Raw genomic sequence first — 16,892 nt, 5'->3', positions numbered from 1 at the left:
ATGGCAGATCGCGTTCCATTCCTGCCCTCGGAGACAGACCGCGCCCGGTGGGCTGCGGCCGGTTTCGACGTGACCGGCGCCGATCTGCGCTTCACGGCATTGCTTGCAGATCTGACAGGTGATCCTTCCGATTACCTGCTGACCGAAGCCTGGGCCCAGACTGAAGAACGGGCCGCACGGGACGCCGGATTGGGAGACGATCCGGAGTTCTGGCGGATCTTCGCAGCCACCAAGCACATCCAGCCCTCAATGACTGTTGTCGATGGTTGACGGCTTCACCGTCGAAGTTACGACAGACACGCTGCGGCCGGCCTTGGCGCAGGCGTATGAGGCTCTGGACGATCTGACTCCGCTTCTTCAGGACATAGGCGAATTGATGGTCGAGCGGACCAAGGGCAACTTCAAGTCGGGAACCGCGCCCGACGGAACGGCTTGGGCGCCGCGCAGCCAGACAACGCTGGAAGCCTATGCCGCGCGGGGCGACACGCCGAAAGGTGGCCCGCTGGTCGGGGTGACACGCGCGCTTTCGTCCAGGTTTGCCTATGAGGTTGCGCCGGGACACGTCGACTGGGGATCGAACATGATCTACGCCGCCGTGATGCAGTTCGGCGCGGCCCAGGGGCAGTTCGGCGCGCGGATCGGCAAGGACAAGAATGGCCGCGATTTCTTTATGACGATCCCCTGGGGCGACATCCCGGCCCGGCCCTTCCTGGGCATAGGTCCCGAGGATGAGACGGCCCTCCTGGAGACCATTGAAGACTATCTTCAAGGCCTGATCGAAGACTGATCTCATGCACAGTAGCTCCGATGCCTCTATCTCGGATGTTGCGACAGACGCGGGACGGGAGGGCGGGAAGAAGCCGTTCGCTGCACCCTGGACGGACGGCAGAGATGCGCAGCAAGCGGACTTTGTGAATGTAGCAGCGGATGCGCAACGGTTGGGTGCGAAACAGTCCAGTATCCCTATCCGAGTGACTCATCGTATGCCTTGCAGTTTCTTCACTGACGCGGACGCTGGACAAAGCCCGATAATGACAGCATCGTTCGTGTCGGCTACACTCTTCGATATACAGCATCCTCAAGCATGCACCGAGAATAGGATTATTATGCACGCCCTTCTAAAAACCACCCGTCGAACGCTAGCGCAGCCCCACGGTGTTCGGCCGGAGAACGCAGTTTATGACTTTGAGAGAGGTATTTGGCAAGGAGAGTCCGGGCCATTGTGTAACGATTCCAAGTACATACCTCAGAGCAAAAAAAACGATATTGAAACGGGCGAAGATCAAAAAGGACAGTAGATTGATCCGCGATGTTCAGGTTTTAATATTGTCTAGTGAGCTAGACTTTTCGACTGATCGAATCTGCATTCGTCTCAGGGAGAACGGCACGCAATTTCTTCGATTAAATAGAGAAAGTCTTTCGGATCACGCACTTTCTCTAAACCCATCTGGCCACGTTCTAACTTGCAGCACCGAGGCAGGCACATGGAGCGTCAGCAACAAGCTTCTGTCTGTATGGTGGCGGCAGGGCACCTTTGATCGGAAATTCTCTGAACCCCAAGCCTCCCTCGAAGATCAAATCTCGAAAACTCAATGGTCTGCTTTTATGCGATCTATGATGGTATTCGACAAGGCGAGGTGGGTGAATCATCCATCGCAAACCTATCGCGCTGAAACTAAGGCGGTCCAACTTCTGGAAGCTTCGCGTGTCGGGTTTGAAGTTCCAAGGACATTGATGACGAATGACAGGAACGCTAAGGTCGAGCAGAGCATAGGGTCTGAGATTGTGTTAAAGAGCATTGACACTCTTCTTTTGAGGCAAGGGGATGATCAGCTCTTTGGCTACACTCAGCCCGTGAACTGGGAGGAAGTTTCCAATGATTCGCTTCATATTGCCCCGGCTACAGTCCAACACTTCATATCCAACAAAATTGACTTGCGTGTAACCGTTGTCGGAGATCAGCTATGGTGTGTTGGTGTCTTCAGCTCCGAAGGTCAGATATCCGGCGATTGGCGACTGACGCCGAAGAGGCAGTTGAAAATTCAAGACTTTGACCTACCGGTACCAGTTTCTCAAAAGTGCATAAAATTGACAAAGGCACTTGGCCTCACATTCGGCGCTATCGATTTGGCTTACTCAAACGGCAAATACTGGTTTGTAGAAATTAACCCGACTGGGGAATGGGGGTGGATTGATTTTGACGGGCGAGCAATATCCAATTCAATTGCCGACCTTCTGGCGGGCGAATGTTGAAACATATGTGCGCCACCTTAAAGTGGATTATTTCTCGTCCGAAGGTCATCGCAGCTTCTTTAGTTGCTCCGCTTCATATGAAGCTGGCAAATCGAGATGTTGCCACGAAAAAATTGTGCGAGCTACCGTTTCGAGAGCTCAGCAACAGCCAGCTTGATGAGCTAATACAATCTGAATGGCAAAGAGCAAAAGAAATTGATGAGAAGCTTTTCAAGTTAACCGCGGCGTTGTCCATATCCGTTGCCGTGGCTGGGTTAGCAGGAACTACACTGCTACAAACGCTAAGCCACTCCGACATGAAGTACCCTATAGCGATCATCTTCCTGATATCCAGCCTTCAATTTATTATTGGTGTATACATCGGGTTCTCTGGGGGCATTCCTAAGCCCAGATACGGCTACGGAGCGGGGTACTTATCAAAGATATCAGGCGACGATGAGAGCGCACGTCTGGAAAGGGTTAATGCGGCCTCGGCGTTCCAAAGAGACAACATAATTCGATCCAACGAGGCGACCGCGGCGACTATATCGATCAGGAACGGCGTCATAATGCTGGCACTCGCCCTCTTTGCCAGCCTGCTCACCGCAATGATAGATTCGTCCGATGACAATGAACGCGCGAGAGAGAAGATCTTTCTAGTCCTCAACATTAAACGCGACGAAGGCTCGTTATCATCCAACTCGGAGCAACTCCTATTCAATCTGGCAACTGGTTCAATCTGGCAACTGGCTGAAGCTCCAAGTCCGAGCTGACACCGGTCATTCGCCGCACCTGGCACGAAGGGCGGCTCAGGGCCGGTGTCACGCATGTCGGCAGTTCTAGAGCTGATGCTCTCACCAAAATTGCGCTGCCCTTCCTTCCAGAACGCACCGGCAGCTCCATGAGACACTGCAGCACGACCTTGCCAACGTAACAGGGGCGCGGCGCCGGGCATTTTGCCCTCATGAACACGCGTCCCGATATTTCGTCCTTCGAGGCGGTGGCTCTTTCGCTGGAAGGTGAAGCCCCGCCACAATGGATCCAGCTCTTGCCTGCGCCGGGCAAGAAGTTCCGCTCTATCGATGGGCGGGGCCCCTGGTTCTACGACAGCGCCGAGGAGCTGATCGCCGCCAGCACCGCATCCGGTGAGCGGATCTTCATCGACGTGAACCACGCCACCACGCGCTCCGCCCCGAAAGGCGGCGATGCGCCGGCCGTGGGTTGGATCGAGGAGCTGCAGGGCCGTCCGGACGGGATCTGGGGGCGTGTGACCTGGAACAGCAAGGGCGCCGAGCTGATGGCCGACCGCGCCTATCACGGCATCTCGCCGGTGATGTCCTTCAACAAGGCCACCGGCAAGGTGGCGCGGATCTTCCACGCCTCCCTGACCAATACCCCCGCCCTGGGCGGGGCCATCGCTTCCCTATCCGAGGAGACAGACGACATGAGCATGGCCGCAATCGCGAAGGCCCTGGGCCTCGCGGATGATGCCGGTGAGGACGCGACCCTCGCCGCCATTTCCAAGCTGAAGGAAGGCGCGGAGAAGCCCGCCGAGCTCGCCACCCTGGCGCTTGCACTGGGGGCCGAGGAGGGCGCCAGCGTGGCGGAGCTGACCGTCCTGGCCAAGGCGGCCGTGGCGAATGCCGGCGACGCCGACCAGGTCGCCGAACTCACCGCCCAGCTGGACGAGCTGCGCGCCGATCAGTGGCTGGACAAGAAGGTCGCCGAAGGCTGGGCCATCGACGCCGAGTTCCGCGCCGAGCTTTCGGCGATCTGGCTGGAAAGCCCGGATCGCGCCGAGAAGGTGGTGACCCGGATGAAGAAGCTCTCGCCGACCCATACCGCCAAGCCGGCCCCGAAGGGTGAGGCCATCACCGAGCTGAGCATCGACCAGAAGATTATCGCAGAGCAGATGGGCTACTCCGAGAAGGAGTATCTTGAGCTTCTGCAGGCAGAGGAGGCAGCCTGATGGCCGCACTGACCGCAGACCGCAACACCGCCCGTTTCGAGGGTGACATCCGCCAGGGCGACGTTGCCGCCTCGACCCTGATCTATGCCGGCGCCCTGGTGATGCGGGATGCCTCGGGCAACCTGGTCGAGGGCCAGACCGCCACGGGCCTGATCGGTGCCGGCCGTGCCGAGGAGCGGGTCGACAACTCCGCAGGGTCGGCGGGTGACCTGACCTGCGATTACCGCCCTGGCATCTACCGCTTCGCCAACTCGGCGGCGGCGGACGAGATCACCAAGGCCGAGATCGGCGACGTCTGTTACGCCGTCGACGATCAGACCGTCGCCAAGACCGATGGCACCTCCACGCGCTCGCCCGCCGGGCTGATCGAAGGTGTCGACGCCAACGGGGTCTGGGTCCGCCTGGACGAGGCCCTGACCGCCGCAGCCGCGGCTTGAGAGGACCCCTGACATGCTCATCAATGCCGCAAACCTGAACAGCCTGCGCGTCGGTTTCTCCGGGGCCTTCAAGAACGGCCTGGGCATGGCGCCCAGCCAGTGGAACCGGATCGCGACCGAGGTGCGCTCCTCGCAGACCAGCCAGAAATACGGCTGGCTGGGCCAGATGCCGAACGTCCGCGAGTGGATCGGGCCGCGCGCCGTCCAGAACCTCGAACAGCACGACTACTCCATCGAGGAGAAGGGCTTCGAACTGACGGTCGCGGTCAAGCGCCGTCACGTCGAGACCGACAACCTCGGGATCTATGCGCCCATGTTCACCGAGATGGGGCGGTCCACCGGGGCCAAGAAGGACCAGCTGGTCTATGCGCTGCTGAAGGCGGGCTTCACCACCGAATGCTACGACGAGCAGAACTTCTTCGACACCGACCACCCGGTGAAGGACGAGAACGGCAACGACACCACGGTCGCCAACACCGACGGCGGATCGGGCACGGGCTGGTTCCTGCTGGACACCTCGCGCGCGCTCAAGCCGCTGATCCTGCAGATCGGCAAGGAGTTCAAGTTCGTTTCCAAGGACCGGGACCAGGACGACAACGTCTTCGACAACGACGAGTTCGTCTATGGCGCCGACGGCTACATGAACGTGGGCTTCGGGTTTTGGCAGATGGCCTGGGGGTCCAAGCAGACCCTGAACGCCGCCAACTACGCCACGGCCCGCGCCGCACTCTCGGGCATGAAGGGCGACTATGGCCGCCCGCTGGGCCTGATGCCGAACCTGCTGGTGGTGCCACCCTCGCTGGAAAGCGCCGCGCGCAAGATCCTCAACTCCGACTACGCCTCGGGGGGCGAGACCAACGAGTGGAAAGGCACCGCCGAGCTGCTCGTTGTGCCCTGGCTGGCGTGAGGGGTGAGCCATGACCCGCGAGGAGCTTGACGCACGCGCCGCCGAACTCGGGATCTCCACCAGCTCGCGCTGGAAGGACGAGACGGTGGCCGAGAAGATCGCCGAGGCCGAGGCAGAGCAGGCCGGATCGGATACCACGCCGGAAGGGACCAGCGACGGCCCTGGGCCGGTGCAGGGGGCGGGCGAAGGCGCCGCCCCCACGGAACCCGCCGACGAGGAAGACCAGGGGTCCGCGCCCGTCGTAGAAGCGGCGGCGGCGCCTCAAGAGGTGACAAAGCCTGCCACACTCGACCCGGAACAGCCGCCCGAAGGCGTGCTGACCGTCATCGGCCCCAGAAAGGGCCGCTGGCGGGCCGGGCGGCACTTCTCGCCCGAGCCGGTGAAGATCCCCCTGGCCGAACTGAGCGATGACGAGATCGCCATGCTGGCCGGCGATCCGAAGCTCACCCTGTCCGGTCTGCCTCAAGACTGACACCGCGCGCCGTGCCGGGGGGCGCGGCGGGCCACTTTCCCGGCGGCTGCGCCCCCGCGCCGCCGGGGCTTTTCACCCCTGTTGAACGGTCCTTCACATGCCCTATTGCACCCAGGCAGATCTCGAAGAGCGCTACGGCACCGAGCTGTTGATCGATCTGACCGACCGGGGCGAGCTGGCCACGGGCACCATCGACGCCGACACGGTGACCCGCGCGATCTCCGAGGCGGACGCGCTGATCGACGGCTACGTCAAGGGCCGCTACACGCTGCCCTTCGCCGTCACGCCCGACCCGATCCCGAAGATCAGCCGCGAGATCGCGATCTACACGCTGCATGTCTACGAGCCCAACGAGAAGATCGTCCGCGACTACAGCCAGGCCATCAAGACGCTGCAGGAGATCGCCAGGGGCAACGTGATCCTGGACGCCGATGGCGTGACCCCCTCCGAGACCGGGGCCGGCGGCGTGCGCGTCAACGACCGCGAGCGGCCCTTCACGCCCGACAACCTCAAGGGCTTCATCTGATGCTGGCCGAGGTCAAGGCACGCCTGGAGGCGCAGGTCCCGGAGCTGGACGGCCGGGTCGGTCTCGCCGCCGAGTTCACCGCCATCCTGAAGGACGGCCGTGTCCCGAGCGGCGGCGTGAACGCCTATGTCCTGCCCGGCACGACGACGGGCGTGCCCGCCCAGACGATGGGCGCCGGTCTCTTCATCCAGCCAGTGCGGCGCGGCGTCTCCATCGCGACCTTCGTGCAATCGACCGACGCGCGCGGCCAGCGTGCCCTGGGTCGTCTCGATGGCTTCCTGGCGGACATCCAGGAGGCGCTCTGCGGCTGGGCGCCGGGGGACGAGGTCGGCGTCTTCGAGCTCTCGGCCGAGCGACCGGCGCCCTCGCAACGTGGCCTCATGGCCTTTGTCACCGAGTTCCGCATCAACGACCAGCTGAGGATCCCCACATGACCAGGCTCCCGCAATCCGGAGGCAGCTTCACCCGCACCGAGAAGGGCGGCCTGAAGCAGACCGTCAAGCCCCCCAAATCCGCGCCACGGCCCGAGCCGCCGAAACCGCCCCAACCGGCGCAGCCCGCCAAGAAAGAGGCCTGATCCATGCCGATGTACTTCCGCAAGAAGATCCTGCTGGCCAAGATCGAGGCCACCTACGGCACCGACCCGACTCCGACCGGCGGGGCGAACGCGATCCTTGCCTCCGAGATCAGCATCCAGCCCATGCAGGGCGCCGATGCCGACCGGGGTCATGACACGCCCTATCTCGGGGCCAATGCCACGATCCCCTTCGACCTCCACCAGGTGATCAGCTTTAAGGTCGAGCTGGAACCCTCCGGCACCGCCGGGACCGCGCCGGCCTGGGGGCCGCTCCTGCGCGCCTGCGGCTGCGCCGAAACGATCACTCCGGGCACCGACGTGGTCTACAACCCGATCTCGGACGCTTTCGAGAGCGTCACGCTCTACCTGCACATCGATGGGCATCTCTTCACCCTGACCGGTGCGCGGGGGAACTGCGACGTCACGGTCAATGCCAGCGGTATCCCGGTGCTGGGGTTCACCTTCACCGGCCTCTGGACCAAGCCCGCCGCCGGCACGCTGCCCACGCCCGACTTCAGTGCCTGGCAAAAGCCGCGCATCGCGTCGAACACCGCTACGCCGCTCTTCACCATCGGGAGCGAGGACATGGTGATGCGCAGCTTCAAACTGGGACTGGGCAACCAGGTGGAAGGGCGGTTCCTGGTCGGCGCCGAGGAGATCGTCATCGTCGACCGGTCCGACATGATCGAATGCCAGGTCGAGGCCGTGGCGCTCTCGACCCTCGATCCCTGGGCGCTGGCGCAGGACCAGACCGCCGTCGCGGTGGCGCTGACCCACGGCACCGGCGCCGGCCGCATCGCGGCGCTTTCGGCCCCGACCTGCCAGGTCCAGCGCCCCGGCAATCCGACCGAGGCGCAGGGCATCATGGAATGGCCGCTCAACCTGGTCCCGCTGCCCGGCTCGGGCAACGACCAGTGGACCCTCACCCTGACCTGACGGAGATCCCGCAATGGCATTTCGTATCGCCGAAGAACGCACCATCACCCGGACTGTCCAGACCGCCGACGGTCAGGACTTCCGCGCCGTGTTCGTCATCCTGCCCGACGAGGAGATGGGCGCGGTCAGCGCGGGGGGCATCGAGGGCGAGAAGGCCGTCATGCGCAAGATCATCCGGCGCCTCGATGACATCGAGGGCGCGGACAAGAAGCCGATCCCGCATTCGCCGGAGCTGCTGGAACAGGTGATCGGCTTTGCCGACCTGCGGATCGCGCTCCTGCGGGCCTACAACGAAGGCCGCATCGAGGCCCGCCAGGGAAACTGAGATGGGCCGGGCGGGCGCTGATCGAGGGGCACTTCTCGGACCAGTCCGGCCCGGCCCGCCAGGTCGACCAGGACGCGGCCTTCTGGGGCATCCCGCCCGAGCTCTTGCGGGCGGAGGACGCCGAGGAGGCGCTCTGGCCCGAGCATGTCGCCGCGCTGGAGGCCTTTGCCGTGGTCAGCACCCAGTGGCGGATCGAGCCGCGCTTTGGCGCCGCGACCCGCTGGCTGGGCCTGGACTACGCCGCCGCCGAGGCCGGGCTGCGCCTTGCGGGGATCGAGGTCACGCCCGGCCTCTGGGCGGACATCCGGCAGATCGAGCAGGGCGCCAAAGCGGCCTTGAACGGGGATTGAACGGGGGGTGACATGACGCTGAACATGCATGCGCGCCTCACGGCCAACGGCAAGCAGGCGCAGGCGGAACTGGCAAAGACGGGCCAGGGCGCGCGCGGGCTGAAGACCGAGGTCGACGCCCTGGGGCAAAGCGGCCAGGAGGCCTCGGCCGACTTCGTGGCCCTGCAAAAGCAGCTGGAGGCCTACAAGGTCGACCTGGTCAACCTGCGCAACGAGCACGCGGCGGCGAAGAAGCAGATCGACGGTCTGCGCGGCGAACTGACCAAGCTCAAGACGCAGGCGGGACAGGCGCAGGCGGACATCGGCAAAACCGCGCAGGCGGCGGGCCATCTCGGCGACGAGATCGAGGATGTCGGCCGCAAGGCCCCGCGCGCGAACCAGGCGGCATCGGCCTTTGCCGGCGGCGGGTTGCGCCAGATGTCGATGCAGTTCAGCCAGGTCGCGCAGCAGGGCGCGGTGACGGGAAATTACCTGCAAGCCCTGGCGATCCAGGCTCCTGACCTTGCGCTCGGCTTTGGCACCGTTGGCATTGCAGTTGGCGCACTTGTCCCGATCCTCTTCGGACTGTCGCAAGGTCTTTTCGATGTGGGGGAAGAGACAGAGGATCTCACGGACCAGTTGGACGCGCTGGAGGCTGCGGTCAAGAAGTTCCAGAACGCATCCCGCGATGGCGCACGTGGTCTCACCGATCTGCGCGACGAATACGGTGCCCTGACCGATGAGGCGCAGGCATTCTTCGAGATCCAGCGCGAATTGGCCAGGATCAATGCGCAGCAAGCTTTCGGCGCGGCGATGGGCGGGCTGGCTGAGGCCTTCAGCCTGGGCAGCGCGCTCGGTCTCAGCCCCCGACAGGTGGCTGATCAGGCAAAGGCCTTGCGCGATGCGCAGGCCGAACTGGACAGGCTGAACGCGGGGGTCGGCGAGTTCTCCGACAAGCAGTTGGTGGCCGCAATCCGGCGCACAAAGGAGCTTCGCAAGGAGATCCGCGACTTGCGCGATGTTGGCCGGGCCATCGACCAGCTCGCTGAAAAGTTCAACATCTCGGCTGAAGCGGCCACCGAGTTCGCCAAGCTGTTGTCAGAGGTCGATGCCGCGAAAGGTCCCGAGGAACAGGCCGCCGCCGCGCAGAAGCTCGCTCAGCATCTCTACGATGCCACGGATGGCCTGAAGGGCGCCGACAAGGAGACGATCTCACTCTACCAGAACCTGCTGGATGTCGTGAAATCGGGTCTGGATTTTGCCTCTCTAGACCTGTCGTCGGGAGTCGGCGCCGCTGCCGATGAGGCCGCTCGCCTGGCTGACAACCTGGCACGGGCGTCGCTTGCGGACACGATGGCCCGGAACATGGCCGGTGCCGCCGCTGCTGATGCAGCCCGACGCTTCAACGAGAACCTCCCCAAGGGGATGACGACCGGCACCGGGATCACCTTGCTGGACCTGGAGTATGGCGACTGGACGCCACCGGGCGGCCCGCCCCGGGAGCCAAAGCGATCCGGCGGGGGCGGGCGCTCCGCCAAAACCGAACGCGACGCCGTCCGAGACCTGATTGCGGCCAGGCGGGACGAGCTTGCCATCCTGCGCGAGAGCGACCCGGTCCAGCAGGAGATGATCCGCCTGCGCGGTGACCTGGCCGGGGCCACGGATGCAGAGCGGGCAGAGGTCGCCAAGCTGATCGCCTCGATCCAGAAGGAGGAACTGGCCAAGGCGCAGGCGGCGGAGACCTCGGAGTTCTTCCGCACCAGCTTTGCAGACCTGATCCCTGACCTGGTGCGCGGCGGTGACGATGCCGCCTCCGCCTGGCATCGCTTTGCCCGGGCGCTGGAGGATGCGGCCTGGCAGGCCCTGCTGCTGGGGGAAGGCCCACTGATGGGCTTGTTTGGTGGCGGAAGTGGCGGATCCGGTGGTGGACTTTTTGGCTGGATCGGCGAGATCCTGAACTTCGCTGATGGCGGGATGCACTACGGGCAGGGCGGGCCACGCGCGGACAAGAAGCTGGTTCGCGTCAGCCCGGGCGAGTTCACTGTCAATGCCGCCGCCACGCAACGCCACCGTCCACTGCTGGAGGCGATCAACGCCGGCACGCCGATCCCAGGTTTTGCCGACGGCGGTTCGCTTTCGTCGCCTATGGCGATGCCCGGGGGGCGCGAGGGCGTCGTTGAAATCCGCGTCTACACCGAAGAGGGCACGGTTGCGGAGATTGCACGCAACGAGGCCGGGGCGGTGGTCCGGACGGGATTTGCCGAGTACGACCGCGTCCTGCCCGACCGGGTAGCGGAGATCCGGCGCGATCCGAGGGTGCGCTACTGATGGCGATCACCTTTCCCATTGATCTCGCGACCTTCTGGGATGGCCTGGGCATCCACATGTATTCGTTTCGCCTGGGCGAGGCGATGAGCGTTTCGGAAACCGGCGGCGGCGAGGTGTTGACCGCGCGCATGGGAACGCGGCTGTGGATGGGCGAGGCCTTTGTGCCGCCGAACAGGGATCACGACCAGGTTCTTGCGCTGATCGACTTGATCCGGCAGTCCGGGGCGCCCTTCCTGATCTATGACCGTCGCCGGAAATTCACCCAGGCAGATCCTGGCGGCGCGATCCAGGGCGCCGCAGTCTGCCGCGTGGCAAGCGTGGCGGGCAACGCCCGCGAAATGACCCTCACCGACCTGCCGTCCGGCTATGTGCTGACGCCGGGCGATCATCTTTCGATTTCCTACGGCTCGACCCCGATCCGGTATTTCCTGGCGCGGGTGGTGACGGGCGGAACCTTTGTCGGCGCGCCGGCGCAAGTGACCGTCGAGGTGGTGCCGGGCATCCCCGAGGCGGTGGCGGCCGATGACGTGGTGCGGCTGATCCAACCGATCTGCAAGGCGGTCTACGTGCCCGACAGTTTCAGCGGGCTTCGCCGCCGGTCGGCCTTTGACGAAGGCTTTTCCTTTGCATGGAGGCAGACAGTGCGATGACCTATCCCGTTGTGGCGCGCGGTGCGCTGGCGCTCGAGGTGCTGATCTGGATCGAGGCCAAGGATCGCGAGACCGGGACGCCGCAGGCGATGGGCCTGCATACCGGCCTCGAGGATCGGGCCTTTGTGATCGATGGCGATCAGCGGACATACACCGGCGCCGGGGCCGTGCTCGAGGTGGCCGACCTGGTATCGCAGGTGGGCCTCGGGGTGCAGATGCAGACGGCGGGCCTGGCCCTTGTCACCGATGAGGTGCAACAGCTCATCCGGGGATATGACGCCCGGCAGGCGCCGGTCGAAATGCACCTCGCGCGCTTCGATCCCGAGACAAACGCCCTGATCGAGATTACCCGCGTTTTCAAGGGCTGGCTCGATGAGGCCACGCTGCGCGAGGGCGTCAAGAATGGCGAGGCCTCGCTCTCGGCCCGCCTGGCAAGCTCGGCCCGCGCCCTGACCCGCCGCGTGCCGCTGCGGCGGTCTGATGAGGCGCACCGCGCGACCCATGCCGGGGATCGGTTCTTTCGCTATGCGGACGTGTCCGGGGCCGTGGGTGTCTGGTGGGGCATGAAGCGCGGCGGCGGCAAGGGCGGGGGCCAGTCGTTTGCCGAGAAGCTGGCAGGCATTTCGTCCCGCTTGGAAAACCGGGGGAGCGCGGCCGATGGTTGAGCGCCGCAAGGATTGGCGGCCGCGCCTGGCCGCATATCTCGGGGAGGTTGCCCGCCTGCGGTTCCGGCCCGGCGAGCATGATTGCGCCCTGTTCGCGGCCGGGGCCGTCGAGGCCATGACCGGCACCGACCTGGCGGCGGGGTGGCGCCGCACCTATCGCACGCTCGAGGATGGCCTCGCGCTCCTGGCGCAGGAGGGGCACGGCGATCATGTGGCGCTTGCCGCCGCGCACCTCGAGGAGGTCGCGCCGATCCGCGCCCAGGTGGGCGATGTGGCGGCCGTGCGTGAAGGCGAGGCGCTGGCCCTGGGGATCGTGCAGGGGCCGTCAATCTATGTGCTGCGGCCCTCGGGCCTGGGCCTTGTGCCCCTGACAGATGCAGAAAGGGCGTTCCGCGTATGATCCGCCTCAATATCCTTGTTCTGGCGCTGGCCTTCCTGGTGGTGGGCGCCGATCCGGCCGCGGCCGAGCCGGTCAGTGCGGCGATTGCCGCGGTCGGCTCCTGGTTCGCGGGGCTTGGCGTGATCGGCCAGGCGCTTGTGCGGCTGGCCGTGGGCCTTGTCCTGTCCAAGCTGACGCAGGCCAAGCTCAAGGCGCCCGAGGCGGCGGGCGGCCTCAAGACCGAGGCCACGCTCACCGGGGGCGACAATTCCGAGGGTTTCGTGCTGGGGCGCTATGCCACCGCCGGCGCCTTTGTCGCGCCCCCCCTGAGCTGGGGCTCGCGCCGCGCGCAACTGGTCTATGTGATCGATCTTGGCCTGCCGGGGCAGGTGGTGTCCGGCATCTATGTCAACGGCGAGCGCCAGGCGTGGAGCGGTGTGCAGGACGGTAAGGGCCGCGGCGAGCTGAACACGGGCGGCGCCTATGATGGCCGGGTGTGTCGTTATCTCTATGACGGCACGCAAACCGCCGCCTCGCCCTATCTCCTCAACCGCCTGGGCAGTGATCCAGACTTCCCTTGGACCCCCGACATGGTGGGCAAGGGGCGATCCTATGCGGTCCTGACGTTTATCCTGGACAAGGGCGACAAGGCCAAGTTTTCCGGCCTGCCGACCGTGCTTTTCGAGATCGAGGGCGTGCCGCTCTACGACCCGCGCAAGGATGGCAGCGCGGGCGGTTTCGGGGCGCATCGCTGGAATGACCCCGCGACCTGGGAGCCGACCGAAAACCCGGCCGTGATGATCTACAATATCCTGCGCGGGATCGCCTTGCCGAACGGGGCCACCTGGGGCGGGCGCGCCACGGCCGAGGATTTGCCCCTGGCGACCTGGGCCGCGGCGATGAATGAATGCGACCTGTCCGTGACCGTCGAGGACGGCGGCACCGAGCCGCAATATCGCGCCGGCACCGAGGTGCGCGTGGCGCAGGATGAGCCGGCGCAGGTGATCGAGGATCTTCTGGCATCCTGTTCGGGTGAGCTGGTCGAGGAGGGGGGCACCTGGTATATCCAGGTCGGCGCGCCCGCCCTGCCGTCCTATTTCTTCACCGATGCGGACGTGGTGATCTCTCGCCCGCAGGAGCTTGACCCGTTCCCCGGCCTGGCGGACACGACCAACGCCGTGGCGATCACCTATCCCGAGCCGGTGATGGCCTGGCAGACGAAAGAGGCGCCGACCGTCCTGCGGCCCGATCTCGAGCTCGAGGACGATGGCCGCCGGCAGATCGCAAGCCTGCCCCTGCCGACCTGTCCGCACGCGATCCAAGCGCAGCGCCTCGCCAAGAGTTACCTCGAGGATGCCCGCCGGTTCCGGGTGCACCGCCTGACCCTGCCGCCGGATGCGGCGCATGTGCCGCCGCTTTCAACCGTGGCCTGGACCAGCGCCCGCAACGGCTATGCGGCCAAGCTGTTCGAGGTGCAAAAGAAACAGGTGCAACTGCGCACGCTCCTGACACAGGTGGCCGTGCGCGAGCGCGATCCCGGCGATTACGATTGGAGCGCCGCGGATCAACTGCCCTATGACGTGCCCCCGGCCACGGTCACGACGCCTGAGCCCTACGCGCTCGAGGGGCTTTCGGTTGTCGCCGGTGCGATCTCTGACGGCACCACGGGCCGCCGCCCGGCGGTGATCGCGACCTGGACCGAGGACGGCGCCGGGGGCGTCGATTACGAGGTGAGGCTTTCCGGCGGCGAGGTGATCGCCCAGGGCCGCGCCCCGGCCGAGGCCGCGCGCCTGGTGGTGGCCGAGGGCGTTCTGCCGGCCACCGATTACGAGGCCCGCCTGCGTCCCGCCGGCGAGGAGGAGCTCTTTGACTGGTCCGATTGGCTCGAGGTCACGACGCCCGATCTGCGCCTGACCGAGGCCGACCTGGCCGATACCCTTGCGGGCAAGATCGATGAGGCCTTTGACCGCCACGACGCGGCGCTTGCCGATGCAACCGGCGTGATTGCCGAGCTGCGGGACGCGGCCATTGCCAGCTTTGGCCCGCTCGACCGCCCCACCGCCCTGGCCGACGATATCCCCCGGCTCGAGACCGGCCTCGAGGAGGCTTATCAGCGGCTCATGGGGCTGGAATGGGCGCAGTTCGGCACCAACAAGACACTGGCCGGCGCGGGCATCTTTGTGGACAGCGAGACCGGCGCGGTGCGGATCGCCGCATTCGAGCGCGCGGAGGCTCGCGTCTCGAATGTCGAGATCAACCTCTCGGCCGTCGAGGTGGCGCTCGAGCTCAAGGCAACGGTGGCCTATGTCAACGACACGGTGAGCCAGGCGATTTCCGAGGCGGTGCTCGACCCCTCTCAAATCCCGCTTCTCGATGATCTCGATCTGCGCATCACGGATGCAGAGGTCAGGCTCGACGCGGCCGAGGGTACGATCACCACGCTGACCGATACCCTGACGGTGGCGGGCGGCCTTGTCAGCATGACCACGGTCACGCAGGAGCTCGACAGCCTGCAAGGCCAGATCAACCAGCGCGTGACAACCGCCACGTTCGACGGGCTCGAGGACCGCGTGACCACGGCCGAGGGCAGTCTCACGGCGCTGGGGGATACGGCGGCGATTGCCGATGCGGTCGAGGTGATGCGCCAGCTTTACGACGACAGCGCCGACGACACGCAGCGCCGGATTGCCGATCTCTGGGACCGCTGGACGGGCGACGAGGCCGTGCGCCGCGCGACAGCACAGGGGCGCCGCGATCTCTCGGCGCGGGTGGATGCTGGCCTCGCGGCCGAGGCTTCCGAGCGGCTGGCGCTCAAGGCCGCGCAGGAGGCCACGGCCGCCTCGCTGGTGGAGGAAAGCACGGCGCGCGCGGCAGAGGATGAGGCGCAAGCGGGGTTGATCGCCTCGCTGCAAGCGACCCTGACCGGCGCGCAGGGCGAGATCACGGTCAACGCGGGCGCGATCTCTGGCCTCGACACGCGGGTGACGGCGGCCGAGGGTGAGATCACTTCGCAAGCCTCCTCGATCACCTCGCTGCAAGCCGGTGTCGCCGCAGCCCAGGGGGCGGCCGACGCGGCGCAGGCGGATGCGGACGGCAACGCCACGGCGATCTCTGGCCTCGACACGCGGGTGACGGCAGCCGAGGACGAGATCACCTCGCAAGCCTCCTCGATCACCTCGCTGCAATCCGGTGTCTCCGCAGCCCAGGGCGCGGCCGATGCGGCGCAAGCGGATGCGGACGGCAACGCCACGGCGATCTCTGGCCTCGACACGCGGGTGACTGCGGCCGAGGGCGAGATCACCTCGCAAGCCTCCTCGATTGTCTCGCTGCAATCGGATGTTGGCGACAACAGCGCGGCGATCACGAACCTGCAAAACACCAAGGTGGACGGCGCGGGCGCGGTCTCGGCGGTCGAGGCAACGATCTCGGCCGAGTATGCCAGTCTTACCGCGATGGCCTCGGCCACCGCCTTTGCCAAGGCCCAGGCGGATGGCATCGCGGCCGGCTATGTCTGGCGGCTGAACGGGCAAAACCTGATCGAGCTGGTGAGCGTGTCAGATGGCACTAGCGGCCCGGTGAGTACCTACAAGATCGCGGCTGATTATGTCGAGATCACCGGGGTTGCCCAAATTACCACCGCCGTGCTCGATCAGCTCTTTGCCGATAACATCGTGGCGGGGCGGCTGACGGTCACGGGGTCGATGGTAGCAGCCGGCGCGATCACCGCGGACAAGTTGAACGTGACCGAGCTTTCGGCGGTTTCGGGCACGCTCGGGACTTTCCAGACCGCCCCCACTGGCGAGCGCACGGTTATCTCCGACGACAAGATCGAGGTCTACGACGCCGCTGGGGTGCTGCGGGTGAGAATTGGGAACCTGACATGAAACCAACAAAGCCAGTGCCGCGGACTGTGATCTCCGAAGGCAAAGCAGAGATTTATGACGAGAAGGGCGTCCTGCGCGTGAGGATCGGAAATCTGACATGAGTTACGGCTACCAGATCAATCGCGCCGACGGCACCGAGCAAGTCGGTTCTGACAACACCGTGTTTCGGCACCTGGTGACGGAGACATTCACCTTCGACGCCGACGAGACACGGTATGTCGATGACATTCCGAGCGACCTGTTCACGGTCCAGATCACACCACACGCCGCAGCCAA

Annotated in this window: 19 protein-coding genes; all 19 read left to right on the top strand. The window is 65.1% G+C overall.

Annotated features, from left to right (window positions below; all coding sequences use genetic code 11):
* Window positions 1-270, top strand: coding sequence for a hypothetical protein (locus tag G9Q80_RS23875; protein WP_088715511.1), 270 nt, complete (start codon window positions 1-3; stop codon window positions 268-270).
* Window positions 263-787 carry a phage virion morphogenesis protein gene (locus G9Q80_RS23870; protein WP_088715512.1) on the top strand — a complete coding sequence of 175 codons (525 nt, stop codon included), beginning with the start codon at window positions 263-265 and terminating at the stop codon, window positions 785-787. Before G9Q80_RS23875 ends, G9Q80_RS23870 begins: the two co-directional genes overlap by 8 nt.
* 392 nt (window positions 788-1,179) lie before the next feature.
* Window positions 1,180-2,253 carry an MvdC/MvdD family ATP grasp protein gene (locus G9Q80_RS23865; protein WP_168246590.1) on the top strand — a complete coding sequence of 358 codons (1,074 nt, stop codon included), beginning with the start codon at window positions 1,180-1,182 and terminating at the stop codon, window positions 2,251-2,253.
* Window positions 2,247-3,005: a hypothetical protein gene (locus tag G9Q80_RS23860; RefSeq protein WP_133066414.1), complete on the top strand. Its 759-nt coding sequence runs from the start codon at window positions 2,247-2,249 to the stop codon at window positions 3,003-3,005. Before G9Q80_RS23865 ends, G9Q80_RS23860 begins: the two co-directional genes overlap by 7 nt.
* 191 nt (window positions 3,006-3,196) lie before the next feature.
* Window positions 3,197-4,201 carry a phage protease gene (locus G9Q80_RS23855; RefSeq protein WP_088715515.1) on the top strand — a complete coding sequence of 335 codons (1,005 nt, stop codon included), beginning with the start codon at window positions 3,197-3,199 and terminating at the stop codon, window positions 4,199-4,201.
* Entirely contained in the window at window positions 4,201-4,638 is a 438-nt protein-coding gene (locus tag G9Q80_RS23850; RefSeq protein WP_088715516.1) for a hypothetical protein, read from the top strand. Before G9Q80_RS23855 ends, G9Q80_RS23850 begins: the two co-directional genes overlap by 1 nt.
* A 13-nt stretch (window positions 4,639-4,651) precedes the next feature.
* Entirely contained in the window at window positions 4,652-5,545 is an 894-nt protein-coding gene (locus G9Q80_RS23845) for a Mu-like prophage major head subunit gpT family protein (RefSeq protein WP_088715517.1), read from the top strand.
* A 10-nt stretch (window positions 5,546-5,555) separates the two neighbouring features.
* Window positions 5,556-6,017, top strand: coding sequence for an HI1506-related protein (locus G9Q80_RS23840; RefSeq protein ID WP_088715518.1), 462 nt, complete (start codon window positions 5,556-5,558; stop codon window positions 6,015-6,017).
* Window positions 6,018-6,114: 97 nt separating this feature from the next.
* On the top strand, window positions 6,115-6,543 hold the full coding sequence (locus G9Q80_RS23835) for a gp436 family protein (RefSeq protein ID WP_088715519.1): 429 nt from the start codon (window positions 6,115-6,117) through the stop codon (window positions 6,541-6,543).
* Window positions 6,543-6,977, top strand: coding sequence for a phage tail terminator protein (locus G9Q80_RS23830; RefSeq protein WP_088715520.1), 435 nt, complete (start codon window positions 6,543-6,545; stop codon window positions 6,975-6,977). Before G9Q80_RS23835 ends, G9Q80_RS23830 begins: the two co-directional genes overlap by 1 nt.
* A complete protein-coding gene (locus G9Q80_RS23825) occupies window positions 6,974-7,120 on the top strand; it encodes a hypothetical protein (protein WP_157903841.1) in 147 nt (48 codons plus the stop codon). The genes G9Q80_RS23830 and G9Q80_RS23825 overlap by 4 nt, the downstream gene beginning before the upstream one ends.
* A gap of 3 nt (window positions 7,121-7,123) precedes the next feature.
* Entirely contained in the window at window positions 7,124-8,056 is a 933-nt protein-coding gene (locus tag G9Q80_RS23820) for a phage tail tube protein (protein WP_088715521.1), read from the top strand.
* 13 nt (window positions 8,057-8,069) lie between these two features.
* Complete coding sequence (locus G9Q80_RS23815) at window positions 8,070-8,381, top strand: hypothetical protein (protein WP_088672189.1); 312 nt, start codon at window positions 8,070-8,072, stop codon at window positions 8,379-8,381.
* A gap of 104 nt (window positions 8,382-8,485) precedes the next feature.
* Window positions 8,486-8,731 (top strand): DUF1799 domain-containing protein, encoded by a 246-nt coding sequence (locus tag G9Q80_RS23810; RefSeq protein ID WP_210426243.1) that lies wholly within the window; start codon window positions 8,486-8,488, stop codon window positions 8,729-8,731.
* Between the two features lie 12 nt (window positions 8,732-8,743).
* A complete protein-coding gene (locus G9Q80_RS23805) occupies window positions 8,744-11,038 on the top strand; it encodes a coiled-coil domain-containing protein (RefSeq protein ID WP_088715522.1) in 2,295 nt (764 codons plus the stop codon).
* Window positions 11,038-11,688 (top strand): hypothetical protein, encoded by a 651-nt coding sequence (locus G9Q80_RS23800; RefSeq protein ID WP_069210611.1) that lies wholly within the window; start codon window positions 11,038-11,040, stop codon window positions 11,686-11,688. Before G9Q80_RS23805 ends, G9Q80_RS23800 begins: the two co-directional genes overlap by 1 nt.
* Complete coding sequence (locus tag G9Q80_RS23795; protein ID WP_139132370.1) at window positions 11,685-12,353, top strand: hypothetical protein; 669 nt, start codon at window positions 11,685-11,687, stop codon at window positions 12,351-12,353. The genes G9Q80_RS23800 and G9Q80_RS23795 overlap by 4 nt, the downstream gene beginning before the upstream one ends.
* Window positions 12,346-12,753 carry a DUF6950 family protein gene (locus G9Q80_RS23790; protein ID WP_043145022.1) on the top strand — a complete coding sequence of 136 codons (408 nt, stop codon included), beginning with the start codon at window positions 12,346-12,348 and terminating at the stop codon, window positions 12,751-12,753. Before G9Q80_RS23795 ends, G9Q80_RS23790 begins: the two co-directional genes overlap by 8 nt.
* Window positions 12,750-16,616, top strand: coding sequence for a hypothetical protein (locus tag G9Q80_RS23785; RefSeq protein ID WP_088715523.1), 3,867 nt, complete (start codon window positions 12,750-12,752; stop codon window positions 16,614-16,616). Before G9Q80_RS23790 ends, G9Q80_RS23785 begins: the two co-directional genes overlap by 4 nt.
* Window positions 16,617-16,892 lie beyond the last annotated feature (276 nt).

The sequence above is a fragment of the Mameliella sp. LZ-28 genome (genome assembly GCF_012274245.1).
Lineage (GTDB): Bacteria > Pseudomonadota > Alphaproteobacteria > Rhodobacterales > Rhodobacteraceae > Antarctobacter > Antarctobacter albus.
The sequence above is the reverse complement of the archived record's forward strand: the minus strand, read 5'-3'. Positions and strand labels throughout refer to the sequence as shown.